The organism is Loktanella salsilacus (assembly GCF_900114485.1).
Classification (GTDB): Bacteria; Pseudomonadota; Alphaproteobacteria; order Rhodobacterales; family Rhodobacteraceae; genus Loktanella; species Loktanella salsilacus.
Genome location: NZ_FOTF01000006.1, coordinates 181149 through 205767, shown reverse-complemented (window position 1 = coordinate 205767; position 24619 = coordinate 181149). Strand labels below are relative to the sequence as shown.

The following is a 24619-nucleotide window of genomic DNA, read 5'->3' as shown; positions in this document are numbered from 1 at the left end:
TAGTGACCTAGCAGGAGCAATTGCATGGACGGTGCACTCGCCGCGTTTTTCATCATCACCAGCCTGACCGATATGGCACTGAATGACTGCCCGACCGGATGCTTAGCCACCACCGACGCACCGGCGCGCTTGTCATTCCAACTGGGCGATGTGCGATTTGACGAAGACCGCATCGGCAAAGAGTTTTACGTTGGCTATGACGCGGGTCAAAAACACGGGCCATTCCAGACCACCATCGGCGCGTCCGTGACCGAAGACGGCGCAGGCTGGATCGGTGCCGGGGGCAAATGGACCAGCACGGACATCTGGTCCGGCCCGTTCTTCCTAGAATCGACATTGATGCCCGGCATCTATTTCCAAAGCGACGGTCCGGATTTGGGCGGCAGCCTGCAATTCCGGTCCAGCATCGGCGTCGGCTTTGCCTTTGAGGGCGGCGCGACGGTGACCGTGGCCTATGACCACCGGTCCAACGCCGATACAGACGTCACCAATCCCGGGTTAGAAGTGCTGTCGATCCGCTACGCCATGCCGCTTTAAAAAACGACGATGGCCCGCTCGTCCCAGGCGATGCGGGTCTGCGCCCCGACGTCTAGCACGGGGCGGCCAATCATGTTTTTCATAGCGATCGTAAGGGGTTCTGGCACGTTGTTCACGCGAACATCGTAGTAGGTCATGTCGCCATAATAGACGACCTCGTCCACCACGGCCGCCGCTTCATGACGGCTGGCCTTTTCGCCATCGAACAAGATCGCCAGCGTTTCAGGCCGGATGCCAATCGCGGCCTCGCCCAATGTCGCGCCCTCTGGTGCTTGCACGGCAGGCACATCTGTGACGCCAAAACCCGCGATATCCAGCGTGATCGTGTCACCGGTAGCTGTCACGCGGCCGGGTAAAAAGTTCATCTTGCCGATAAATTCCGCCACACGGCGAGAGTTGGGCCTGCGATACAATGTCTCTGGATCGTCCAGCTGCCCGATCTCTCCGGCGAACATCACGGCGATGCGGTCGGACATGACAAGCGCTTCTTCTTGATCGTGCGTGACCAGAATAAACGTAATGCCCACAGCACGTTGCAGGCGGATCAGCTCGACCTGCATATGCTCGCGCATCTTCTTGTCCAGCGCGCTCAGCGGCTCGTCCAGCAGCAGCACTTTCGGCTTCAGGATCAACGCCCGCGCCAATGCAACCCGCTGCCGTTGCCCGCCCGACAGCGCATGGGCAGCGCGCTTGCCATAGCCCGCAAGGCCAACCATGCTCAGCGCCTCTTCAACGGCCGATGCCTTATCCGCCTTGTTCAGCCCCGATTTACGCAGGCCAAAAGCCACGTTTTCGCCGACGCTCAGATGCGGGAAAATCGCATAGGACTGGAACACCATATTGGTCGGCCGCTGGTTCGGCGGCACGTCAGCCATGTCCTTATCAGAGATCATGACCGTGCCGCCCGACACCCCCTCGAACCCGGCAATCACGCGCAGCAACGTCGTCTTGCCGCAGCCCGATGGCCCCAGCAGAGAGAAAAATTCCCCCGCACGAATCGTCAAGTTGATATCGCGCAACGCATGATAATCGCCGTAGTATTTATCTACGCCGCGCAGTTTGATCAGGTCGGTCACAGAAAGCCCCCGGTATCGGTGCCACCGGCGCGGCGCACGCCCCGGCGGCGGAATATTTCGGCAATGGTCAACAAGATGACCGACAGCGCCACAAGGATTGTCCCCAGCGCCATGATGACGGGCAGCGACTTTGGAAAACGTAGCAAGCCCCAGATATAGACCGGCATCGTCGGATTGGAGCCGGTTAAAAAGAACGCGATGATGAATTCATCAAGGCTGATGGTGAAGGAAATCAGCATGGACGAGATGATCCCCGGCATCACCAGCGGCAGCGTCACCAGACGAAACGCGCTCCAACGGCTCTCTCCCAGATCAAGCGCGGCTTCTTCCATCGACGGGTCCAGCGCGCCAAATGCACCATTCAGGATCGCGATGGAAAACGGCGTACAGATCAACACATGCGCCATGATAATCGTCCAATTGCCAAGACTTAGCCCCAGCACCTGCCGCAGGATCACCAGCAAGGCGACCGCGACGATAATCTCTGGCAGCACCAGCGGCAGCATGATGAAACCGGTGATGCCCTTTTTGCCGGGAAAGTCCGACATCGCGCCGGCGCGCGCGGCGCAAAGCCCAAGGATCGTGGCAAAGACCGCCGTGCACACTGCAATGATCAGCGAATTCTGCACCGCCGCATGCAAAGCCCGGTTCTGCGTCAGTTCGGCAAACCATTCGGTCGTAAAGCCCGACAGTGGAAAAGCGATAATCGTGGCATCATTGAATGCAAAGATCGGCAGCAGGATAATCGGAGCATACAAAAAGATAAGGTAAGCAATGGCATAGACACGCAACTTCATGTTCGCCCCCGCAAGTATTTCCGGTTCAGGAACACAAAGATCAGCGAAATCGCCGTCACACAGAGCATCGCGACAATCGCCAGCGCGGCACCAAGCGGCGCGTTATTAAGCTGCAAAAACTGCGTCTGAATCATATTGGCAATCAGCTTGCCGCCCGCACCGCCCATCAGCTCTGGCGTGACGTAATCGCCAATCGTCGGGATGAACACGATCAGAACCGCGCCGACAACGCCCGGCATCGACAGCGGCAGTGTAACGCGCAGGAACGTGGAAAACTTCGATTCGCCAAGGTCTTGCGAGGCTTCCAGCAGCGACCGGTCGATCTTTTCCAGCACGACGAAAATCGGCAGGATCGCAAAGGGCGCAAAGGCATGCGCCAGCGTGATGATGACGGCGTTCACGTTATACAGGATAAAGGTCAGCGGCTCGTCAATAATCCCAAGCTGTAGCAGGCCGGAGTTGATCACCCCGTTATACCCCAGAATGACCTTCCACAAAAACACCCGTATCAAATAGCTGGTCCAGAACGGAATGGTGATCAGGAACAGCCAGATGCTTTTCTTGCTCGGATGCACATGAAAGCTGATGAAATAGGCGACTGGATAGGCCAGCAGCACCGTCACCGCCGTAACGATACCTGACACCATCAAGGACCGCTGCAGCAGCAGGCCATAAATCGGGCTGTCATAAATCTCGCGGTAATTGGCGGTCGTGAACGTCGTGTCGACGGTCATGAAATCCTGCGTCCAAAAGCTGAACAACACGATCGCCCCCAGCGGAACGGCCAGCAGCAGCAGTGCATAGACCAAGGGCAAGCCAAGCAGCTTGATACTCCGGGTCTGGTCTTGGGTAAGAGTCGCGAATTTTGCCATGACACCAATCGTTTCGCCAACCGCGCGAAAGATCAATCCCGGATCGCACGCCCGCCCTTCTTCTGGTCAAAAATACCTCGGGGGACGGCCAAAGGCCGGGGGGCAGCGCCCCCTGCGCCCTTTCATCCATCACGCAACGAAAAAGGGCGGCCCATTCGGACCGCCCTTTCCCAAACCATAAATCCAAAGCTTAACGCTTGGAGAACTGGAAGCTCTTACGGGCTTTCGCCTTGCCGTACTTCTTACGCTCGACGACGCGGCTGTCGCGGGTCAGGAAGCCAGCAGCTTTCAGGGCTGCGCGCAGGGTTGGATCGTACAACTGCAGTGCCTTGGACACGCCGTGCTTGACCGCACCAGCTTGGCCGGACAGACCGCCGCCAGCAACAGTTGCCATCACGTCGAACTGGCCAACAACGCCAGCGATCTGGAACGGCTGCTTCAGGATCATCTGCAGAACAGGACGGCTGAAGTAATCGTCGATCGGCTTGCCGTTCACGGTGACCTTGCCGGAACCCGGCTTGATCCAAACGCGTGCAACAGCGTCCTTACGCTTACCAGTCGCATAGGCGCGGCCTTGTGCGTCACGGACAGGCTCGCGCGGGGCAGCCATCGGAGTTTCAGAGCCCTGCACACCACCGATATCGGCAGTCACGGCATTGCCCAGCTCTTCAAGAGAGTTGATCTGATCGGCCATTATGCGGTCCTCGTGTTCTTCTTGTTCATGGACGCGACGTCCAGAACTTCGGGCTTCTGGGCTTCCATGCCATGCTCAGTGCCCGCGAAAACGCGCAGGTGAGTCATTTGCTGGCGGCTCAGTGGACCACCGGGCAGCATCCGCTTGACGGCCTGCGTGACGACCCGCTCGGGGTGCTTGCCATCCAGGATCTCGCCTGTTGTGCGGAACTTGATGCCGCCGGGGTGGCCGGTGTGCCAGTAGTTCTTTTCTTCGCGCTTGTTGCCAGTGATCTGCACTTTTTCAGCATTGATCACGATAACATTGTCGCCCATGTCCATGTGCGGCGTGAAGGTTGGCTTGTGCTTGCCGCGCAAACGCATAGCGATGATCGATGCAAGACGACCAAGGACGACGCCTTCAGCGTCGACGATGATCCATTTCTTGTCGATATCCGCTGGGGTAGCGGTAAAGGTTTTCATATCTCACCAGAGTAATTTGGGGGCCATCACTGACCCGTCATTCGGATGAGCGGGTTATAACTGCAAGGAACGCACGGTCAAGCGCGCTAAACCGTATTTTACCAAGCAAAAACAGCGCCTTACAATTAAGGTATAATAATACCCCAGCCCAACAACCCGTTTACACAGCGATTCTGGCCGGCGGAGCATCTAAAAGCCCGCGCAACTGAATCATCGCGTTGTGAAATTCGGCGTGACCGACCTCTCCATTCACCGCAATCCGCACCGCATGCACCATGCGGCTATCGCGCTGCACAAAGGCCTCTGCCGATTTCAGCACGATGCCATACGTCTTGGCCGCGTCGACAAATGCGCCAGCCCGCCAAGGCGACGGCAGCGTCAGCCAGACAAAGGGCGCACCCTCGGCCCAAGCCAGATCATACCCGTCAAGCACCTGCACCGCGCTTGCCACATCCTGCGAGATACGCTTGGTCACGGCCGCGATAATCCCCGGCAATTCCGGCGCGGCCATCACATGCGCATAGGTATGACAGACCAGCTGCGACACGCCAAAGCTGTGCCCCGTCGCCGTACGGACCAGCGCCCGCGCGCAGGTCTGCGGGGCCACGGCAAAGCCAATGCGCAGCGACGGCGTCAGCGATTTCGAGGGCGAGGTCACATACCACCCCAGATCCGGCAGTAACGCCCGATAGCTTGGCCCAACGCGCTGCGTGCGGCTATAGCAATCGTCATCAATCACATGCACCCCGTGGCGCTGCGCAATCGCGGCAATCTGCGCACGCCGCGCAGGCGACGTCGCCCGCGTGGTCGGATTACACACCTCTGCCGCCGTGCAATACAATTGTACCCGGTGCTGGCGTACCAGCTGGGCAAAGACCTCGACCACCGGCCCCTCGTCATCCCATGGCACGGAAAACACTTCGGCCCGGCACAGCTCTGCCGCGCTGCGAAAACCATTATAGCTTAACTCGTCGACGATAATCGCAGGGGCCGGGCCGTGCAGCACAGTCTGCATAATCATGACCACCGCGTTCTGCCCGCCATGGGACAGCACAATATCCTCTACGCTTGCAGGGCCCACGGCATCAAGGTCGAGCACGGCGTGAAAGGCCGCCCGCGCCCCCGCATCCGTGGTCCGGCTGGGATAGCGCATCAGCAGCTGCGACGGCTGCGCTGCCACCTCGGCCAGCACCCGTGCCATCAGCGCCGCCTGCCCCATATCCGGCATCCGCGGGCTGACCAGATACCCCGGAGAGATCTGTTCTACATGGAAATCCGCCAGCAGCGACGGCGCCATATTCTGCGCGATATCCTCGGTCAGGCCCGGCGGGATATGGGCCGGCCGGTCCGCCACAAAGGTGCCGCGCCCCACGCCCGCCACCAAAACCCGGTCATCGACCAAGACGCGGTACGCCCGCGCCACGGTGCCCGGTGTCACCCCAACACGAAACGCCAAATCACGCACCGGCGGCAGTTGCGCGCCGGGTTGAAGCTGCCCCGTCAACACACCTTCACGGATCGCATGGGCCAAAGCCTCGTATTTTGACCGCGCGCCGCCGAGCGAAAGCTCAGGTGTCCATTTTGTATCGGATACAATCATTTTCTGGACGCCCCTGACTTCGCTTTGTATCCCCACACCATAGCAAATCGCTATTTTGTGTCAATACAATTTAAGGAATGATCCCATGGCCGTCGCACTGCACGCCGCACAACTCTCGCTTCTGAATAGCCAGGCATCCCTGCCAAAGCTGGCCCAGTTTTGCGTGATTGCTGCCGTCGCCGTGACCGTCTGGGACATGCGCCGAAAGACACGCAAAGCGCTCTCAAAGGTCGAGGCGCATACCCTGCGTGATATCGGCATGACCCCAGGACAAGCGCGCCGCGAGGCCGACAAGGCCTTCTTTCAGCGCTAATCAGACGACCCCGAGCGACTTGGCCAGCCTACGGGCTGGCCTTTTTTCGTCTATTCATCAGCTTGGCGGGATCGCATAGGTCAGGCTGGCGCGCGCCACCGGCTGATCCAGACCTTCGGAATGTATCAATACATCACCCACCGCCAGCAGCCGTCCCAGCTTGAGCAAGCGGCATTCGCAGAGCAGATCAACGCCGCTGGCCGGTTTACGCATGAAATCGATGCTACAATTCGTCGTCACCGCCAGCGCCACCGGCCCAAGCCGCGACAGAATCGCCAAATAAACCGCGACATCCGCCAGCGCGAACATGCTGGGCCCCGATATCGTGCCGCCGGGCCGCAAATGGCGCTCTGCCACCTTCAGCCGCACGCACAGCCCGCCTGCGTCCAGCCGCTCGATGCCGAAATCCGCGGACACTTGCGGAAACGCCTCCCCTAAAAACGCCTCAAGCGCGGCGATATCCATCTTGAGTTCCAAAAGCGGCCTCCCTGCCCTAACCTCGCCCCAGACAACCGCAAAGGGGTGCCCATGACAATCCTGACCAGAGACGACGACGCACATATCGCAACTTTAACGATGAATGCACCGGACCGGCTGAACGCGCTATCAATGGCCATGCTGCAGGCGCTGCACGACGCCTTTGATACAATCGCCGCCGACGATACAATTCGCGTGGTGATCCTGCGCGGCGCAGGCCGGGCCTTTTGCGCGGGCCACGATCTGAATGAACTGCGCAGCCTGCGGGCCCAGCCGGATAAAGGGGCAGCTGGCCTCAAAGCCTTGTTCGACCGCTGCACCGCCCTGATGACGCGCATCCAGTCCCTGCCCCAGCCCGTGATCGCGCAGGTTCACGGCCTTGCCGCCGCCGCGGGCTGCCAACTCGTCGCCACTTGCGATCTGGCCGTGGCCGAAGACGGCGCCCGCTTTGGCGTCAACGGCGTGAACATCGGATTGTTCTGCTCCACCCCCATGGTGGCCCTGACCCGCAACATTCCCACTAAATTGGCGTTCGAGATGCTGACGACAGGCCGCTTCCTGCTCGCATCAGAGGCGCAGCACCAAGGCCTGATCAACCGCACCGCCCCGGCAGAGGAGCTCGGCGAAGACACCCGCGCCCTTGCGCAAAGCATCGCGCAAAAACTGCCCGCCGCCGTGCGCATCGGCAAAGCGGCCTTCTACGCCCAATCCCACATGACCACCGCGCAGGCCTATGCCTTCACCGGCGATGTCATGGTGGAAAACATGGGCCTGGACGCAACAGCCGAAGGCATCGACGCCTTCTTGACAAAACGCCTGCCCGACTGGCCCACCTAAGGCGGCCCAGCCCCTTCTTCGCGTCCCAAATATCCCGGGGGAAGCGCGCAGCGCTGGGGGCAGCGCCCCCGGCAACGCCAGCGTATATCGTACCCCCACCTTCTTCTGGTCAGAAATACCTCGGGGGACTGCAAAGCCGGGGGGCAGCGCCCCCAGCAACGCCCCCGAAAAGCTCAAAGCCCGTAAATCGCCCCGAACTTCGCCTCTAGATAATCAAGCAGCGGCCCCTCGGACGGTGCCCCGCCCGACGCCCGCGCAATCACATCGCGCGGCGCGTACAATCCGCCATGGCGCTGCACCTTGTCGCTCAGCCACCCCGTCGCGCGCGACGTATCGCCCCGCGCCAGATCATCGTCCAGATCGGGCACATCTGCCCGCAATGCGGTATGTAGACAGCCCGCATAGACATTGCCCAGCGAATAGGTCGGGAAATAGCCGAACAGCCCCTCGGACCAATGCACGTCCTGCAACACACCGTGCGACGGCTTATCGACAGCAAAGCCGAAATCGCTGGCAAAGCGGTCGTTCCAAGCGGCCTCGAGGTCGCGCACCAGCAGATCGCCGGATACCAGCGCCTGCTCTAGATCAAAGCGCAGCAGCACATGCAGGTTATATTGCACCTCGTCGGCCTCGGTCCGGATAAACCCATCCGCCACCCGGTTCACGCAGGCAAAGAAATCATCCGCCGAAGCGATCCCAAAATCGCCAAAGCGGTCCTTCATCTGCCCAAACAGCCAGCCGGTAAAGGCACGGCTGCGGCCGATCTGATTCTCGTAAATCCGGCTCTGGCTTTCATGCACGCCCATGGACACCCCTGCACCTAGCGGCGTCAGCAGGTAATCGCGGTCGATGTTCTGCTCGTAACAGGCATGCCCGACCTCGTGGATCGTGGAATAAAAGCAGTTAAACGGATCATCCACATTGGTCCGCGTCGTGATCCGCACGTCCAGACCCGAGCCAGAGGAGAACGGATGCAGCGCCTTATCAATGCGGCCGTTGTTCAAATCATAGCCAAAGGCCAGCGCCAGATCGCGGGTCAGCGCCATCTGCTCACCTTCGGGGAAAGTGCCGCGCAGCATCGGTGCCGGGTCCTTATCCCGGATCGCCCCGCGCAGCGCCACAAGGCGCGGGCGCATCGCGCCGAACATCGCCGACAGCTGCGCTGCCGTGGCACCGGGCTCGTAATCATCCAGCATCGCGTCATAGGGATCAGCGCGGCCCGCAATCGCCTGCGCCTCTTCGCGCTTTAGCTGCAGCACCTTGTCCAGCGCAGGCAGAAAGGCCGCGACATCCTCGTCCGCGCGGGCCTGCGCCCAAATCCGGTGCGCCCGGCTGGTTTCCCGCGCAATGGCAGAGGCAAGCTGCGCCGGCACCTTGGCCGCCCGCTCAAAGCTGCGGCGGATGTGCCGGATTTGCGCTGCGGCGACATCGTCTTCGGCCACGGCCGTTTCCAGCCAGCCGCCAATGCGCGGATCAATCCGCCGCGCATGCAGGACAGAGGCCATGGCCCCGTGCTCTTCGGCCCGTTGTTCAACCGCGCCGCCGGGCATCACGGTCTCTTGGTCCCAACCCAGACGGCCCGCGACCTGCGACAGCGCCTCCGTCTCGCGCACGAAACCCATCAACTCATTATAATCGCTCATACTCACGCCTCTCTGACGGATTGCGGCAAGGGGTAGCGGGACAAGAACCGCGCGCGCAGGATCAGAACCCACAGCACGACAGCGCCGACTTGGTGAACGATGGCCACATGCGGTGTCGCCATGGTCATCACGGTCGCAATGCCCAGCACCATCTGCGCCACCATCATCGCCATCATCATGGCATAGGCGCTGCGAGTGCGCCGGTTCGCGCTGCGGCGGCTACGCCACCACACGAACAGACCATAGGCAAACAGGATGTAACCCATCATGCGGTGGATGAACTGCACCGTCCCCTCATTTTCGAACAGGTTCCGCCAAGCGGGCGTCAGCTGCCACATATCAGGGGGCAAAAACCCGCCCGCCATCAGCGGCCAGTCGGGATAGGCGCGGCCCGCATCAATGCCCGCCACCAGTGCGCCCAGCACGATTTGCACAAACGCCAGCACCATCAGTGCAGTGCCAAGAGTCCACAGCCGCGCATCCCCAGCGCGCCGCGCCACCAGCAAATCAGGCGATCGGCGGCCGATCTTTAGAATATACCACGTGATGAAACCAAAGATGACAAAGGCCAGCCCCAGATGTGTCGCAAGCCGGTATGACGCCACATCCGTGCGCGCGCCTTCGAGCCCCGATGACACCATCCACCAGCCAATCGCGCCTTGCAGACCGCCAAGCGCGCCAATGAAAAACAGCCGTCCTGTCCACCCAGCGGGAATCTTGCGTGCAGCAAGAAAGCCAAAGAATCCAACAGCCCAGACCAGACCGATTACCCGGCCCAGCTGCCGGTGGCCCCATTCCCACCAATAAATCGTCTTGAATTCCGCCATGCTCATGCCGGTGTTCTGCAACTGATATTCCGGGCTGGCTTGATATTTCGCAAACTCTGACTGCCACGTCGCATCATCCAGCGGCGGCACAGCCCCCGTCACGGGGGCCCATTCAGTGATCGACAGACCCGAATCCGTCAACCGCGTCAGCCCGCCGACGGCGATCATGACGGCTAGCAGCGCAAACAGCACCATCAACCAGCCCCGGATCGCACCGCGCGCGCCATGCCCGCGCTGATCGATACCGCCGGGGGTGGCGCTTTGCTTTTGCGAGGTGCCGACCTCTTCAAAAATACTGCGGGGTTTGGTGGCCATGCAAGAAACTCCTGTTATCGCGGCGCAACCTAAGCCCGCCCAAAGGCAGGGGCAAGCGACACAGGGACGCGGCCTGCCCCTTCATCTGGCTAAATAAACGCCCGTCGGAGGCAGCAGATCGAAATGCCTCGCGCCTCCGGTATCATCTTGCAACAAATACTCCCGCCGGAGGCAGCGCTACCCCGCCAGTGCCCGCAGCGCCCGCGCCCGCGGGGCCGGGACCGCATCCACGCTCAGCGCAGTGAACACATGCACGGTATTCATGACCTTATCGATAACCGCATGATCGCCAACCCAGCCGCCCAGCCCCAGATAACTGCGCAAAAGCGGCGGCAGGCCCGCCAGTGCGGCGCGGCGGTCCGGTACGGGCCCTGTCAGCGGCACCACCTGCGGCGCCCGCACGCCGGGCAACTGCGACACGGGGCCGCGATGATACTGCCCCAGCAGCGCAAGCGCCGCGGCATGCTGCGCCGGATTTGCGCCGGGAAAGCTGGAACAGCCGATCAAAAGCCCGGCCTCTTCGGCATCAACAATGCCCGTCAGCGCACCCCATGCCAGCCGCAAGACATCCGCGCTGGCACCGGGGGCGGCGCAAAAGCGGCCGACTTCCATCACCGGGCGGGCGTAGTTTGCCAAGGGCGACAGATCATAGGCGCTGGCGGTATAACTGGCCCCCAAAGCGGCCCCGTCCCGCAGCACCATGACGCGGCAGGTGCCGACCAATCCGGCGTCCCCGCCAATCATCACATGCTGGCACAGCGGGTCATAGGCGTCGGCATCCGCCCCCGGCGCGCCGAAAAAGCACGCGTGGCGCAACGCCTGACAGGCCGCCAGATCATCTGGCGTGCGCGCAAGCCGCACGCCAAGGCGTCCTTTGTGAAACGATGCCGTCACGCAACCCATCTCCTTGGCGAGCCGTCGCCTACGCCCTACATGTCACCCTATAAGTTTGCAGGAAAGATGACACAGATGGACAAGATCACCAAAACCGACGCGGAATGGAAAGCGGAATTATCGCCAGAGGCGTTCAAGGTCCTGCGCAAGCATGGCACCGAAAGGGCTGGCAGCCATGACGATTTCCCCAAGGACGCAGGCGTCTTTGCCTGCAAGGCCTGCGGCAATCCGCTGTTCGATCAGGACACCAAGTTCGAATCTGGCACCGGCTGGCCGTCGTTTTATGCGCCAATCGACACTGATGCGGTGGGCGAAAAAGAAGACCGCGCGCTCTTTATGCGCCGCACCGAAGTGCACTGCGCCCGCTGCGAAGGCCATCTGGGCCACGTTTTCCCAGACGGCCCAGCCCCAACGGGCCTGCGCTATTGCATGAACGGCGTCGCGATGACGTTTCAGCCGGACAACTAAACTCCGCCCAAAACGAAAAAAGGGGCGGCCATTGTGGCCGCCCCTTTTTCAAATGTGCGCGCTCAATGCTGCGTTATTCGCTGATCAGGTCTTCGGCGTTAAACCGGCCCACACTGCCCAGCAACTGGCGCAGGAATGTGTTGCTCGCAACGCTGTCTTCCGTCACGCGGCGCGACAGGGCGACGACATTGCCGTCCTGCAGGGTAAAGCGTTCGATATTCGACACGGTGCCCGCACTGTTAAAACTGATCGCCAGCACTTGGCGGTCAACCTCGACCGGGGCGCCGGGGCCAAGCGTTTCAAACCGGCTTTGCACATAATAAAATGCGCTTTCGCCGACCGTGCCCGTTGTCGTGGGCGTGCCAAAGGTTTCGGTGATGGTGTCGCGGGTGTCCACACCGACGGCGACTGCAGACAATTCCGCGTCCGTTGGGATATAACCATAGTTGCGCACAATCGGCGTACAAGCGACAGCAAAGGCGAGCCCGCATCCGATGATGAGACTGCGAAACCCTACTTTAGATCCGTTCGTCATGGCGCGCTCTTCCTCGTAACCGATGGGCATAGCGCCCTTGCCTTGGCGCGATACGCCTTTTAACTCACCTACAACATGCGACGCCCCTTGTTCAAGAATGGAACCGCCCGATGACAGACGCGCCTGAATTGCCGACGAAAATCCTGCGGCTGGCCGATCTGACCAACCGCCACGCCAGCACCTTTGATCTGGCCCCCACACCAGAGCAGCGCACAGCGATTGCAAACCACCTTGGTATCCCCGCCGTTAAAAAGCTGGTCTTTGCCGGGGAAATCACCCCGCTGGGCCGCGGCGACTGGCAGCTGACCGCCAAGCTGGGCGCGACCGTTGTGCAGCCCTGCGTTGCCACTCTCGCATCTGTGACCACCCGTATGGATGAAGTGATCCGCCGCGTTTATGCCCGCGATTTCGCCTATCCCGACGGCGCAGAGGCAGAGATGCCCGACGACGACGCAGTCGAGCCGCTACCCCAGACCCTAGATCTGGGCGCGGTGATGATCGAGGCGCTGAGCCTTGCCCTGCCCGCTTTTCCCCGCGCCGAAGGTGCAGAACTGGGACAAGTGCTGGTCGCGGCCAAGGGCGTGGCCCCGATGACAGACGATGATGCAAAGCCCTTTGCCGGTCTGGGCGCGCTGCGCGATCAGCTTGCAAAAGACGAAGATGACAGCGGTGAAAACAACGCGTAAAACCACTGTTACAAAAGGGTTGCACAAACATGCTTTCGCAGTATGTTCGCGACCTCTTGTATACCCCCCTCGACAGGGCGGCCCTGATGACATAGGACCGCCGCGAGATAACCAAAACACGGGCCATTCGCGCCCCTCACTTAACAGATAGGTTGCGACATGGCCGTCCAGCAGAATAAAGTTTCCAAATCCCGCCGCAACATGCGTCGTGCACACGATTCGCTTTCCAGCGCGAATCCAAACAACTGCACGAACTGCGGTGAAGAAAAGCGCCCTCACCACATCTGCCCGTCCTGCGGCCACTACGCGACTCGCGAAGTGATCACCGCTGACGCCGTCGAAATCGACGAAGACGCGGCGTAAGCCAAAAACCGGCGATCAAAACGAACAGAGGGGCATCACCATGCTTGATTCAGGGACGGCCCTGCAAGGTGTGGATGGCTCTCGCGTTTTGTCGATCGACGCCATGGGCGGCGATAATGGGCCTGCAACAGTAGTTGCGGGCCTTTCCCTGTTTCTGAAAAAGAATCCGGGCACACAGGTCATGCTGCATGGCCGCGCTAAGGAATTGACCCCGCTGCTGGCCAAACACGGGCTGACAGATATCGTCATCCTGCGCGACGCCAGCGATGTTGTGACGATGCACGACAAACCCAGCCACGTTGTCCGCCACGGCAAGGCCACCTCTATGTGGTCCGCGATCGAGGCTGTGCGCACCGGAGAGGCTGGCGTTGTAGTGTCCTGCGGCAATACCGGCGGGCTGATGGCCATGTCGATGCTGCGCCTGCGCAAGATCGACGGCGTGAACCGCCCCGCGATTGCCTGCTTATGGCCCTCGCGGAACAAGCAGGGATTTAACGTCATGCTGGATGCAGGCGCTGATATCCGCGCCGATCAGGACGATCTGTTGATCTATGCGCTGATGGGCACGTCTTACGCCCGCAACGCCTTTGATCTGAAACGTCCGCGCGTCGGCCTGCTGAATGTCGGCACCGAAGAACATAAAGGTCGCGCCGAACTGAAAGTCGCGCACGAGCTGATTGGTGCCTCTGCCACCAAGGGCGATTTCGAATATGTCGGCTTTGTCGAAGGCGGCGATCTGCCCGGTGATGCTTGCGATGTGATCGTCACCGACGGCTTTACCGGCAATGTCGCCTTAAAAACAGGCGAAGGCATTGCGAACCTGATTTCTGATTTCATGCGCGAATCGCTCAAGCGCACGCCGCTGTCGATGCTGGGTGCCCTACTGGCCCGCGGCGCGCTGCGGTCGTTGAAAAAGCGAATCGATCCGCGCCGCGTGAATGGCGGCGTGTTTTTGGGCCTGACCAAAACCGTGATCAAAAGCCACGGATCAGCCGATGCCACGGGCGTTGCAGCTGCCATTTCCTTGGCGCACCGGCTGGCGGATCAGCACTTTTCTGACCGCCTTGCATCCCGGCTGGCCGCATCCTTGCCGCACGAATCTGACCGTGCTGCCCCCCCCACACAGGAGCAGCCATAATGCGCCGCGCAGTCGTTCAAGGCGTCGGGCACTATCTGCCTGACCGGGTCGTGCCAAACGCATGGTTCGCGGAAACGTTAGAGACATCTGACGAATGGATCCGCAGCCGGTCCGGCATTGAACGGCGCCACTTTGCCGCCGAAGGGCAGACCACGTCCGACCTTGCGACCCGCGCTGCAAACGCCGCGCTGGCCGACGCCGGACTAGAAGGCGACCAGATCGACGCGATCATCCTCGCGACATCAACCGCCGACATGACCTTTCCATCCGCCGCGACGATGGTGCAGGCCGCCATCGGCAACACCCGCGGCTATGCCTTTGATGTGCAAGCCGTTTGCGCAGGATTCGTTTATGCGCTGGCACAGGCCAACGCGCTGATCGTGTCCGGTCAGGCGAACCGCGTACTGGTCATCGGGGCCGAAACATTCAGCCGCATCATGGACTGGACCGACCGCAGCACCTGCGTTTTGTTCGGTGACGGCGCAGGCGCGCTGGTGCTGGGGGCCGAAGACGGCACTGGCGCGGCGACGGATCGCGGCATCCTGTCCACCGACCTGAACAGCGACGGCCGCTACCGCGACCTGCTGTACGTCGATGGCGGTGTGGCCACCCAAAACACCGGCAAGCTGCGCATGGAAGGCAAAGAAGTCTTTCGCCACGCCGTTGAAAAGCTGGCCCTGACGGCCGACGCAGCCCTGCATAAAGCGGGCCTGAACGCGGATGACGTCGATTGGGTCGTGCCGCATCAGGCCAACATCCGCATCATCCAATCTACTGCGAAAAAGCTGGGCGTCGAAATGGACCGCGTCGTCGTGACGGTCCAAGATCACGGCAACACCTCGGCCGCGTCGATCCCGCTTGCGCTGTCGGTTGGCGTCGCGCGCGGGCAGATCAAACGCGGCGATTTGCTGGTCACCGAAGCCATCGGCGGCGGGCTTGCCTGGGGCGCTGTTGTCCTGCGCTGGTAGGGGATTCAACCAAAAGCAGAGCGGCACGCAACGGCTTGTTATTGACATTTAATTTGCCGCGACCGTAAGGTTCTTGAAATCTTGGGGGACAACATGACCGATAAAACGTTGACGCGCATGGACTTGGCTGACGCAGTCCACACGCAAGTAGGCCTGTCGCGCAATGAAAGCGCCGAGCTGGTCGAGAGTGTTCTGCAAGAAGTGTCCGATGCGCTGGTTGCTGGCGAATCGGTTAAAATCTCTTCCTTCGGCACATTTTCGATCCGCGACAAGGCGGCCCGCGTTGGCCGGAACCCTAAGACGGGCGAAGAAGTACCAATTCATCCGCGCCGGGTGCTGACTTTTCGGCCCAGCCACCTGATGAAAGACAAGGTTGCAGCGGGCAACAAACCATAAGGGACGACCCATTGGCCAAGGCTCCTGACGCCTTTCGCACGATCTCCGAAGTCGCAGAAAGTCTGGACACCCCGGCCCATGTGCTGCGGTTCTGGGAAAGCAAATTCACCCAAGTGAAACCCGTCAAACGCGCTGGCGGGCGGCGGTATTATCGCCCTGACGATGTCGCCTTGCTAGGCGGCATCAAAGTGCTGCTGCACGATCAAGGTCTGACCATCAAAGGTGCGCAAAAGGTGCTGCGTGATAGCGGGTTAAAAGCCGTGATGGACATGGCCGAAGCAGAGCCAGCGCGCGATGCTGACGTCACTGACGATGGCGATATCATCGACATCGTGGCGAATATCATGCCAGAGCCGATGCCGGTCCAAACCCCGCCCATTGCAGACAGCCCTGCCATGGAACTGCTTGGCCGTTCTGACGTCACCCCGCCCGATAATATCGTGTCGCTGCAAAGCGCGATTCCCCCGCACGTCTTACCTGCGGCCCCCGTACAGGTCACACCAACACTTGATCTGCCCGCCATGCCTGCCCCGCGCGCCGCCTGCGCATCGCGCGTGTTGCATGATTTGGCGTGCCTTGATCGCACCGCCTTGGCGCATAGGGCTGCCAAACTTGAACCCGTGGTGGCGCGATTGGCGCAACTGCACAGCCGCATGACGACGGGTTGAAAATAACCGAGGCTTAGGCGCAAATCCCCTCTTGCCCTCTGCCCCGTATCGGGTAAACAGCCCTCAGTCGGGCTATAGCGCAGCCTGGTAGCGCGTCCGTCTGGGGGACGGAAGGTCGCAGGTTCGAGTCCTGCTAGCCCGACCAAACAAACCGCCCGCTGGCACCTGTGCCGCGGGCGTTTTGCTATCTGATGCTTGGGGGGATCGTGCATGACCACATTTGCAAAAGGCGTATTGGCCGATCATCAGATTGCTGATCTGATCAAAAGCGGCGCGATTGCCGCCGATATCCCCTTTGACGATGGCCAAATCCAACCCGCATCCCTTGATCTACGCCTTGGCGATGTTGCCTACCGCGTGCGCGCATCCTTTTTGACCGGGCGCAACCGCACGGTCACCGAACGCCTGCAGGATTTCACCATGCATGCCGTCCCGCTGACCGGCGGTGCTGTGCTGGAAAAAGGGTGCGTCTATGTCGTGCCGCTGCTGGAACGGCTGGACCTGCCCGCAGGCATGACCGCCGCCGCCAGTGCGAAATCGTCGATTGGCCGGCTGGATCTGCTGACGCGGATCATCACCGACCGCGGCGAAGCCTTTGACCGCGTCCCTGACGGCTATACGGGTCCGCTGTTTGTCGAAATCTGCCCGCGCAGCTTTTCTGTTGTGGCGCAGCCGGGGCAGATGCTGAACCAGATCATCTTTCGCCAAGGCCAAACCTTGATGAGCGACGCAGAGCTGCTGGCCCTGCACGAGCAAACCCCCATCGTGAACACCCCGCCCGAGATTTCGGACGGCCTTGGCTTTTCCGTCGATCTGCGCCCGGCGCAGGGCACGCTGATCGGCTACCGCGCCAAGCCGCATACCGGGGTGGTCGATCTGTCAAAGCTGAACCACTACGCCCCCGCCGATTACTGGGAAGAGGTCCACACCGATACCGGCTGGATCATCCTAGACCCCGGCGCGTTCTATATCCTTGTCAGCCGCGAATCGATTGCGATCCCGCCGATGCAAGCGGCTGAAATGGCCCCGTATCTGGCGATGGTTGGGGAATTCCGCGTGCATTATGCTGGTTTCTTTGACCCCGGATTTGGCTGGGCTGCCGCTGGCGGGACCGGATCGCGCGGCGTGCTAGAGGTCCGCTGCCACGAAGCGCCCTTTGTGCTGGAACACGGCCAGACCGTTGGCCGCTTGGTGTACGAGCATATGTCGTCGCATCCGCAGGCGCTTTATGGGGCCGGGATCAAATCGAATTACCAAGGTCAGGGGCTAAAGCTGTCAAAGCATTTCGCTGCGGCAAAGCCGGCTTAAGCGACGCGGCTTGCAAAAAGGGGCGCGATGGCGACGCAATTTCGCCCCGCCGCCTTGGCCTGATACAGCGCCATATCCGCCCGTTTCACCGCATCATTATAGCTCGCGTCCGTCGCCTGCATGTCAGCGACACCGAATGACGCGCTGACACGGATCGGAGTCGTCTTGCTCTTGTTACCCAATTGGCGCGACAAATCATGGATCGCGACGCGCAGACGTTCGACAAGCTGTGTCAGCTCTTCTGGTTGGCGCAGATCAGCGATCAGCATAAACTCTTCACCGCCCCACCGGCCCAGCACATCGCCTTGGCGCAGCAGCGGTTCTAGGCAGCGGGCGACGCCCACCAACACGCGGTCGCCTTCATCGTGACCATGGGTGTCATTGATCCGTTTGAAATGATCCAGATCGAACATCACGATGCCGACGGGCCGGCCCGATTGTTTCAGATCAAGCATGCGGCGGCGCAGAACCTGCGTAATCCCGGCGCGGTTGCGCAGCCCCGTCAGCCCATCCGTGACGGCCTGTTCGACAAGTCTGCGTTCAGCGGCCTGCCGCAGTTCGTCGCCGACCTGATGCTGATACCCCGAAAAAATAGCCAAAATGATCGTCGTGCCAATGATGACGGTGATCATCAGCGCTACAATCGGAAATTCAAGCTTTGGCATGCCCCACAGGCGGTACAAAAACATGCCCGTGGCCCATGGCACCAATGTGCCCACCATCGCCATCACCCGCGCACGCACCCCTACCTCTGACGACAGCAGCAGTACCCGCACAAACGGGTCGTTGGCGTTGTTGGACAACGCCAGCAACGCTGCAAAGCACATTGACGCTAACGTCAGCGCGGCAAGATCACCGCCGACAAATGTCACGCCAAAGGTCGCGCCGATGATACAGTTCATGACGATCAAAAGGAACGCCACCAAACACACGATACCCTGCGTTTTCATGCGCCCCCGCAAGCCGGTGCAAAGCGATAGAAATACAATCGCCATGGTCGCTTCAACAGAAACACGGCCGTGAAAAAGCTGTGATGGGGTCGCTGGATATACCTCTAGCCAAGTCAGTGTATGATGCAGCAACACGGTCCCGCAGGCGAAGGCACAAAGGAACCGGACAGATCCCGTCGGCCGCGCGCACCGCCCGCCAAGGTGAAGGGCGACAGCCAGACAGCATAGGCATATCGCGGTGACCGGATGGGTTGCTGCGTCGCTAGAGGGCCCCTGCAGGAGCCCCGCAGACCCAGCCAGATTGAACGCCAGCCCGATCAGGGCACAGGCACACATGAACACGGAAAGGCAAAAGCTATTTTGCGACAGCCGGGCCACAATCTTGAGCCGGTCGTCAGAGAAATCCATCGTTTCAGTATAATTCAACACCGCATCACCCTCGCCAATTTGGCATGGAGGGAGACTAGCAACCATAAGATGTATGGATATTTAACAGATAAACTTTGAATTACTCTTCGAACAAATCGTCCTGACTATCATCAGCGTCCGGCTCTTCTGTGCCCGGCGGCGGCCGGTTTTCCAGCAGACCCGCAGCGCGCAATTCCTTAAGACCCGGCAGATCGCGAGCAGTTTCCAGCCCGAAATGGTCCAGAAAATGCGAGGTTACGATGAACGTCACTGGCCGCCCCGGCGACATGCGCCGCCGGCCCAGACGGATCCAGTCCAGTTCGATCAACTGATCCAGCGTGCCGCGACTGACGGATACGCCGCGAATTTCCTCGATCTCGGCCCGGGTGGCGGGCTGGTGGTAGGCGATAATCGCCAGCGTTTCGATGGCGGCGCGGGACAGTTTGCGCGTCTCGACGACCTCGTGCTGCATCAGATAGCCAAGGTCAGGCGCCGTGCGAAAGGCCCATGCTTCACCGATCCGCATCAAGGTCACGCCGCGCCCTTCGTAGCGTTTGCGCACATAGGCCAGCGCGGTCGCCGGATCGCAGCCATGTGGCATGCGTCCCGCCAGTTGCGCCAAGGTCATCGGGTCGGCGGTGGCAAACAGGATCGCTTCGATCATGCGTTCCTGATCGGCCATCGGCGGGGCCTCGAACAGGCTGTCACGGGGGTCAGCCATCGCGCGGCGTCCTTTTACGAATGTGGATCGGGGCAAAGGTATCGCCTTGCCGGATGTCGATGCGCCCCTCTTTCGCCAGCTCTAGGCTGGCGGCAAAGGTGGCGGCGGTGGCGGTGCGGCGGCGGACGGGGTCCTCTTGCCAATCCATCGGCAGATAGCTGGCGATATCGGTCCAGTCACCCGCAAAGCCGATCATCTCGCGCAGGCGATCAAGCGCCTCTTCCATGGTCATCAGGTTTTCGCGGTCCATCACGAAGGGCCGGAAATCGTCGCGGGTGCGGATGCGGGCGTAGCCCTGCATCAGGTCCAGCAGGCTGGCGGTATAGGTGACGCGGCGCACGCGGGCGACGTCCTCGGTGATGCCGCGCGGAAAGAAATCGCGCCGCAGCTGGTCACGCCCCATCAGACGGGCGGCGACGGTGCGCATCGCCTCTAGCCGTTCCAGCTGGAACGCCAGATGCGCGGCCAGCTCTTCGCCAGAGGGGCCGTCGTCGGTGGGATCGGGGGGCAGCAGCAGGCGGGATTTCAGAAAGGCGAGCCAAGCGGCCATCACCAGATAATCCGCCGCCAGTTCCAGCCGCAGCGACCTGGCCTGCTCAACAAATGCCAGATATTGCCGCGCCAACGCAAGGATCGACACCTGCCGCAGGTCAACCTTTTGCGTGCGCGACAGCGTCAGCAGCAGATCAAGCGGGCCTTCGAATGCGCCGACATCGACAATCAGCGCCTCTGCGGCAACGCGTTCGGCGACGCTGGCCTCGCCAAGGTCAAAGGGTTCCTGTGCCATGGCCTGCGTCCCTTACGTCAGAAGGGTCTCAAGTTCGCGAACGGCGGCGGCAATGTCAATCGGCTGCGGCGCGGCCCGCTGGTTCAGCGCATGCAGCGCGCGCGCCTGCGCAGGGGCGGACATGGGGCCAGCAGCGGCGGCGACGGCAGGCATTTCGGCCAGATCGCCATTGCAGTGCAGCACGATATCACAGCCCGCCGCGATCGACGCGGCGGCGCGTTCCGCCGGGGTGCCCGACAGCGCCTCCATCCCGATATCGTCGGTCATGATTAACCCGCCAAAGCCGATATCGTCCCGGATCACCTGCATCATGGTGGCAGAGGTCGTCGCGGGCGCATCAGGGTCGATATCGTCGAAAACGATATGCGCGGTCATGCCCATGCGGATGTCAGACAGCGCCTTGAACGGCGCAAAGTCGCGCGCCATCAGGTCAGCGCGGGGCGCATCCACACGCGGCAGGCTTTTGTGGCTATCCACGCTGGCGCGGCCATAGCCGGGGATGTGTTTCAGCACAGGCAGCACACCGCCCGCGACAAAGGCATTGGCGCACACACGCGCAGCCTCGACCACAATATCCGACGTCTCGCCATACAAGCGGTTGCGCAGCACGGGATGCGTCTGCGCCTCGACCAGATCGGCCAAGGGGGCGCAGTTCACGTCGATACCAACATCGTGCAGTTCGGCGGCAATCAGGCGATTGCGCAGCCAATGGGCGCGCATGGGATCGCTCGCGCGTGCCATCTGGTCGAGCGCTGGCAGGTATTCGCGCCAATGCGGGCTGCGCATGCGCTGCACGCGGCCGCCCTCTTGGTCGATCAGGATCGGGGCGGCGCGGCCAAGGCAATCGCGCAGATCGACCGTCAGGGCCCGCAACTGATCAGGGTTGTCCACGTTGCGAGCAAATAGGATAAAGCCCCAAGGGTTCGCGTCCTTGAAAAACGCGGCCTCTGCCTCTGTCAGCTTTAGGCCGGACAGGCCAAAGATCGCTCCGTTAGCGGACAACGACAGGTGTGCAAGCCGCGCGGCTTGCGTCCAAGGTTTCGCAGAACTGGCGTGCAGACGGCAGGTCGTCAAAGCCGCTGGCGCGCAAACGATAGAAGGTCGCGCCGCCCGATGATGCCTCTTGAATGATCTGGGTCTTACCGACGAGCATTTCGCCGAACTTGCCCTGCAGGCTGATCCATTCCTTCGACGCATCCTCTGCCGTCGGGAAAGCGCCAAGCTGCACCAGTTTGGTGCCCACGGGCAGATCGTCGGTCAGCACCGCGACGGATGGCAGCGTTTCTGGCGATGCAACTGCGGCCACGGTGACAGGCGCAGCAGCCAGATCAGCGGCAGTGGCCACGGCAGGGGCCGCGCGCATCGGGCGCACGGTCGGGCGCAGCACAGAGCGTACCGCGCCTGCGGCCACAGGGGTTGCCTCTGGGGCTGCGACATCAGACGACATCGCCTCTGCCAAGGCCATCGCGATGGGGTCTTGGGCGTCGATGTTCATGATCTCGGTGGTGCCGTCTTCTTCGCCCGGGACAGCTTCGCCGTCCAGCGTCATGACGGGGCTGTCGTTTGCGTCGTCCATATTGGCCAAGGGTGCCATGGGCGCGATCCCGGCCGAGATTTGGTCCGCCATCGCAAGGATGTCATCCGCGTTCATCGGGCCTGTCGGCACAGCGATGGTCGCGGCGGCAACCGCGTCCGTATCCGGGGCGGCGTCCGGCGTAGCACCCGTTAGCGGCGCGGTGTCCAAATCTTCGGCTGCAAGTTCGACCATCCGCGGGGCCAGCGTCACGCTGTCCTCTGGGGCTGCGGCTTCGCCTGATCCGGCGACAGTATTCACGGCCAGACCGCGGTGATCGGCGACATCGCCGCCGGGGTTTTCGGGGGCGATGCGCATATCGCCCTGCATGGCGCGCACGACGGGTACGCCACTGACATCGCGCAGGATCGTCTTGGTGCCCCAGACGGCCACGCCGATCATCAGCGTCAGGCTGACAGCCGCGCCAGCATATTGGGTGTAGCGACCGGCCAAGTCCGTCAGACTGCCGCGGGCTTGCGCCTCGTCATATACTGCCATTACTGCCTCGTTTCTGGCGGGTTCTTGCGACCCGCTTGCCTCTGACCTTATCGGACGCTTAGCGCATCTCTTCGGCCGGTGTGACGCCAAGGATACCCAAACCACCTGCGATCACAACCTGAACAGCCCGGATCAGCGCAATCTTGGCCTGCGATGTTGCATTGTCGCCATCCTGAATGAAGCGCAGATCAGTCTCTGCGTTGCCCAAATTCCACAAACCATGCAGGTCAGAGGCCAGATCATACAGGTAAAACGCGATCTTATGCGGCTCGTGGCCTTTGGCCGCGATTTCCACCATGCGCGGCCATTCGGCGACTTTACGCGCAACGGCAAGCTCTGCCGCGTGGTTCAGCTTGGTCAGATCAGCGCCGGCCAGCGTGGCATCATCCACCGCGATCCCCGCCTCGCGCGCCTTGCGCAGGACAGAGTTCACGCGGGCATGGGCGTATTGCACATAGAAAACCGGGTTGTCCTTGGACTGTTCGGTCACTTTTGCAAAGTCGAAATCCAGCGGCGCGTCGTTCTTGCGCGTCAGCATGTGGAACCGGGTCACGTCGGCACCGACCTCGTCCACCACGTCAGACAGGGTAATAAACGTCCCTGCCCGCTTGGACATCTTGAACGGCTCGCCATTTTTCGACAGCTTGACCAATTGCGTCAGCTTCACATCCAGCGGTACGCGGCCACCCGACAGCGCGGAAACCGCCGCCTTCATCCGTTTGACATAGCCACCGTGGTCCGCGCCAAAGACGTCGATCAGCGAGTCAAAGCCGCGTTCGATCTTGTCATAGTGATACGCAATATCGGGCGCGAAATAGGTCCAAGCCCCGTCAGATTTCTGCACAGGCCGGTCAACGTCATCGCCGTGTTCCGTGGACTTGAACAACGTCTGCTCGCGCGGCTCCCAATCTTCGGGCATCTTGCCCTTGGGCGGCTCTAGCGTGCCGCGATAGATCAGGCCAGCAGCGTCCAGCTGGGCAATGGCTTTTTCAATCTTGCCGGTGCCGTAGAGCGACTTTTCCGAATAGAAGTTGTCCATCGTGATGTTCAACTTGGCCAAGTCCGACCGGATCAGGTCCATCATGGCTTCGGTCGCGAACAGGCGCACCTCTTGCAGCCAGACATCCTCTGGCGCGTCCAGCCAGATATCGCCGACCTTGGCCTTCAGCGCCTCGCCGACGTCGATCAGATAATCGCCCGGATAGGTGCCCTCTGGCCAATCGACGGACAGATCATGCGCCTCTTGATACCGCAGATAGACCGACCGCGCGAGGACATCGACCTGCGCGCCGCCATCGTTAATGTAATATTCACGGGTCACGTCATAACCCGCGTAGTCCAGCAGGCTGGCCAGCGCGTCACCAAAGACCGCGCCGCGCGTGTGACCCACATGCAGCGGGCCCGTGGGATTGGCAGACACGTATTCCACCAACACCTTTTCCTGCCCGCCCATCGTGCTGCGGCCAAAACCCGGATCGGTCAAAGCGTTAACCACCAGCCCCTGCCAGACCGTATCGGCCAGCCGCAGGTTCAGGAAACCGGGGCCTGCAATATCGACGCTCGCGACGCGCGGATCGTCTGTCAGCCGCGCGGCAAGCGCGTCTGCAATGTCACGCGGTTTCATGCCAGCGGGTTTCGCCAGCACCATCGCGGCGTTCGTCGCCATATCGCCATGACCTGCATCGCGCGGCGGCTCGACCGACACAGCGTCGGTGGCCAGGCCGGCAGGCAGAAGTCCGTCTCGCTCCATCCCGGCCAGCGTGTCGATGACAAGGGTGCGCAGGTCGGCAAAGATGTTCATGGCATTAG

At 61.3% G+C, this 24619-nt stretch carries 28 protein-coding genes and 1 tRNA gene; 12 read left to right on the top strand and 17 right to left on the bottom strand.

Going from position 1 to position 24619, the window contains the following annotated elements:
* Positions 1-24: 24 nt before the first annotated feature.
* Positions 25-537 carry an acyloxyacyl hydrolase gene (locus tag BM131_RS07390; protein ID WP_090187718.1) on the top strand — a complete coding sequence of 171 codons (513 nt, stop codon included), beginning with the start codon at positions 25-27 and terminating at the stop codon, positions 535-537.
* On the opposite strand, the gene BM131_RS07385 is transcribed toward BM131_RS07390, so the two are convergent.
* From BM131_RS07385 to BM131_RS07360, 6 genes are all read right to left on the bottom strand, one after another.
* Positions 534-1613 (bottom strand): ABC transporter ATP-binding protein, encoded by a 1080-nt coding sequence (locus tag BM131_RS07385; protein WP_090187717.1) that lies wholly within the window; start codon positions 1611-1613, stop codon positions 534-536. The genes BM131_RS07390 and BM131_RS07385 overlap by 4 nt on opposite strands.
* A complete protein-coding gene (locus tag BM131_RS07380; RefSeq protein WP_090187714.1) occupies positions 1610-2410 on the bottom strand; it encodes an ABC transporter permease in 801 nt (266 codons plus the stop codon). Before BM131_RS07380 ends, BM131_RS07385 begins: the two co-directional genes overlap by 4 nt.
* Complete coding sequence (locus BM131_RS07375) at positions 2407-3282, bottom strand: ABC transporter permease (protein WP_090187789.1); 876 nt, start codon at positions 3280-3282, stop codon at positions 2407-2409. The genes BM131_RS07380 and BM131_RS07375 overlap by 4 nt, the downstream gene beginning before the upstream one ends.
* 190 nt (positions 3283-3472) lie before the next feature.
* A complete protein-coding gene (gene rpsI / locus BM131_RS07370; protein WP_090187712.1) occupies positions 3473-3976 on the bottom strand; it encodes a 30S ribosomal protein S9 in 504 nt (167 codons plus the stop codon).
* Positions 3976-4437: a 50S ribosomal protein L13 gene (rplM, locus tag BM131_RS07365; protein WP_090187709.1), complete on the bottom strand. Its 462-nt coding sequence runs from the start codon at positions 4435-4437 to the stop codon at positions 3976-3978. Before rplM ends, rpsI begins: the two co-directional genes overlap by 1 nt.
* Positions 4438-4597: 160 nt before the next feature.
* Positions 4598-6037, bottom strand: coding sequence for an aminotransferase-like domain-containing protein (locus BM131_RS07360; RefSeq protein WP_090187707.1), 1440 nt, complete (start codon positions 6035-6037; stop codon positions 4598-4600).
* Positions 6038-6122: 85 nt separating this feature from the next.
* On the opposite strand from BM131_RS07360, the gene BM131_RS07355 reads away from it, so the two are divergent.
* Positions 6123-6350, top strand: a complete 228-nt coding sequence (locus tag BM131_RS07355; protein WP_090187705.1) for a DUF1127 domain-containing protein — start codon at positions 6123-6125, stop codon at positions 6348-6350.
* A 57-nt stretch (positions 6351-6407) separates the two neighbouring features.
* On the opposite strand, the gene BM131_RS07350 is transcribed toward BM131_RS07355, so the two are convergent.
* A complete protein-coding gene (locus BM131_RS07350; protein WP_090187702.1) occupies positions 6408-6827 on the bottom strand; it encodes a PaaI family thioesterase in 420 nt (139 codons plus the stop codon).
* Positions 6828-6878: 51 nt separating this feature from the next.
* Here BM131_RS07350 and BM131_RS07345 point away from each other — a divergent pair, with 51 nt between their 5' ends.
* A complete protein-coding gene (locus BM131_RS07345; protein ID WP_090187700.1) occupies positions 6879-7664 on the top strand; it encodes an enoyl-CoA hydratase in 786 nt (261 codons plus the stop codon).
* Positions 7665-7837: 173 nt separating this feature from the next.
* Here the strand turns inward: BM131_RS07345 and BM131_RS07340 are convergent, their stop codons facing one another.
* From BM131_RS07340 to BM131_RS07330, 3 genes are all read right to left on the bottom strand, one after another.
* Entirely contained in the window at positions 7838-9307 is a 1470-nt protein-coding gene (locus tag BM131_RS07340; RefSeq protein ID WP_090187697.1) for a carboxypeptidase M32, read from the bottom strand.
* A 2-nt stretch (positions 9308-9309) separates the two neighbouring features.
* The gene (gene ctaA / locus BM131_RS07335; protein WP_090187695.1) at positions 9310-10449 is read right to left on the bottom strand and encodes a heme A synthase; all 1140 of its coding nucleotides are present in this window, start codon (positions 10447-10449) and stop codon (positions 9310-9312) included.
* A gap of 177 nt (positions 10450-10626) precedes the next feature.
* Positions 10627-11352, bottom strand: coding sequence for a GNAT family N-acetyltransferase (locus BM131_RS07330; RefSeq protein WP_090187692.1), 726 nt, complete (start codon positions 11350-11352; stop codon positions 10627-10629).
* A gap of 66 nt (positions 11353-11418) precedes the next feature.
* On the opposite strand from BM131_RS07330, the gene msrB reads away from it, so the two are divergent.
* A complete protein-coding gene (gene msrB, locus BM131_RS07325) occupies positions 11419-11811 on the top strand; it encodes a peptide-methionine (R)-S-oxide reductase MsrB (RefSeq protein ID WP_392338421.1) in 393 nt (130 codons plus the stop codon).
* Between the two features lie 73 nt (positions 11812-11884).
* Here the strand turns inward: msrB and bamE are convergent, their stop codons facing one another.
* Positions 11885-12376 (bottom strand): outer membrane protein assembly factor BamE domain-containing protein, encoded by a 492-nt coding sequence (bamE, locus tag BM131_RS07320; RefSeq protein WP_245754165.1) that lies wholly within the window; start codon positions 12374-12376, stop codon positions 11885-11887.
* 80 nt (positions 12377-12456) lie between these two features.
* Between bamE and BM131_RS07315 the strand changes: the two genes are divergently transcribed.
* From BM131_RS07315 to BM131_RS07280, 8 genes are all read left to right on the top strand, one after another.
* Entirely contained in the window at positions 12457-13032 is a 576-nt protein-coding gene (locus tag BM131_RS07315) for a YceD family protein (protein WP_090187688.1), read from the top strand.
* Between the two features lie 159 nt (positions 13033-13191).
* On the top strand, positions 13192-13395 hold the full coding sequence (gene rpmF / locus BM131_RS07310) for a 50S ribosomal protein L32 (RefSeq protein WP_090187686.1): 204 nt from the start codon (positions 13192-13194) through the stop codon (positions 13393-13395).
* Between the two features lie 40 nt (positions 13396-13435).
* On the top strand, positions 13436-14533 hold the full coding sequence (gene plsX / locus BM131_RS07305; RefSeq protein WP_090187684.1) for a phosphate acyltransferase PlsX: 1098 nt from the start codon (positions 13436-13438) through the stop codon (positions 14531-14533).
* The gene (locus tag BM131_RS07300; RefSeq protein ID WP_090187681.1) at positions 14530-15501 is read left to right on the top strand and encodes a beta-ketoacyl-ACP synthase III; all 972 of its coding nucleotides are present in this window, start codon (positions 14530-14532) and stop codon (positions 15499-15501) included. Before plsX ends, BM131_RS07300 begins: the two co-directional genes overlap by 4 nt.
* Positions 15502-15594: 93 nt before the next feature.
* Positions 15595-15897: an integration host factor subunit alpha gene (gene ihfA / locus BM131_RS07295; protein ID WP_090187678.1), complete on the top strand. Its 303-nt coding sequence runs from the start codon at positions 15595-15597 to the stop codon at positions 15895-15897.
* A gap of 11 nt (positions 15898-15908) precedes the next feature.
* Complete coding sequence (locus tag BM131_RS07290; RefSeq protein WP_090187675.1) at positions 15909-16565, top strand: MerR family transcriptional regulator; 657 nt, start codon at positions 15909-15911, stop codon at positions 16563-16565.
* A 68-nt stretch (positions 16566-16633) separates the two neighbouring features.
* Positions 16634-16710, top strand: a tRNA-Pro gene (locus BM131_RS07285).
* Positions 16711-16775: 65 nt separating this feature from the next.
* Complete coding sequence (locus BM131_RS07280) at positions 16776-17873, top strand: 2'-deoxycytidine 5'-triphosphate deaminase (protein ID WP_090187672.1); 1098 nt, start codon at positions 16776-16778, stop codon at positions 17871-17873.
* On the opposite strand, the gene BM131_RS07275 is transcribed toward BM131_RS07280, so the two are convergent.
* The 6 genes from BM131_RS07275 to argS form a co-directional block, all read right to left on the bottom strand.
* On the bottom strand, positions 17870-19252 hold the full coding sequence (locus tag BM131_RS07275; protein ID WP_175499216.1) for a GGDEF domain-containing protein: 1383 nt from the start codon (positions 19250-19252) through the stop codon (positions 17870-17872). The two genes, BM131_RS07280 and BM131_RS07275, sit on opposite strands and share 4 nt — an antisense overlap.
* Positions 19253-19331: 79 nt before the next feature.
* Positions 19332-19952 (bottom strand): SMC-Scp complex subunit ScpB, encoded by a 621-nt coding sequence (scpB, locus tag BM131_RS07270; RefSeq protein ID WP_090187667.1) that lies wholly within the window; start codon positions 19950-19952, stop codon positions 19332-19334.
* Complete coding sequence (locus tag BM131_RS07265) at positions 19945-20739, bottom strand: segregation and condensation protein A (protein ID WP_090187664.1); 795 nt, start codon at positions 20737-20739, stop codon at positions 19945-19947. Before BM131_RS07265 ends, scpB begins: the two co-directional genes overlap by 8 nt.
* A gap of 12 nt (positions 20740-20751) precedes the next feature.
* Positions 20752-21741 (bottom strand): glycoside hydrolase family 3 N-terminal domain-containing protein, encoded by a 990-nt coding sequence (locus BM131_RS07260; protein ID WP_245754164.1) that lies wholly within the window; start codon positions 21739-21741, stop codon positions 20752-20754.
* Complete coding sequence (locus BM131_RS20505) at positions 21731-22810, bottom strand: SPOR domain-containing protein (protein ID WP_245754163.1); 1080 nt, start codon at positions 22808-22810, stop codon at positions 21731-21733. The genes BM131_RS07260 and BM131_RS20505 overlap by 11 nt, the downstream gene beginning before the upstream one ends.
* Positions 22811-22868: 58 nt before the next feature.
* On the bottom strand, positions 22869-24611 hold the full coding sequence (argS, locus tag BM131_RS07255; RefSeq protein ID WP_090187659.1) for an arginine--tRNA ligase: 1743 nt from the start codon (positions 24609-24611) through the stop codon (positions 22869-22871).
* Positions 24612-24619 lie beyond the last annotated feature (8 nt).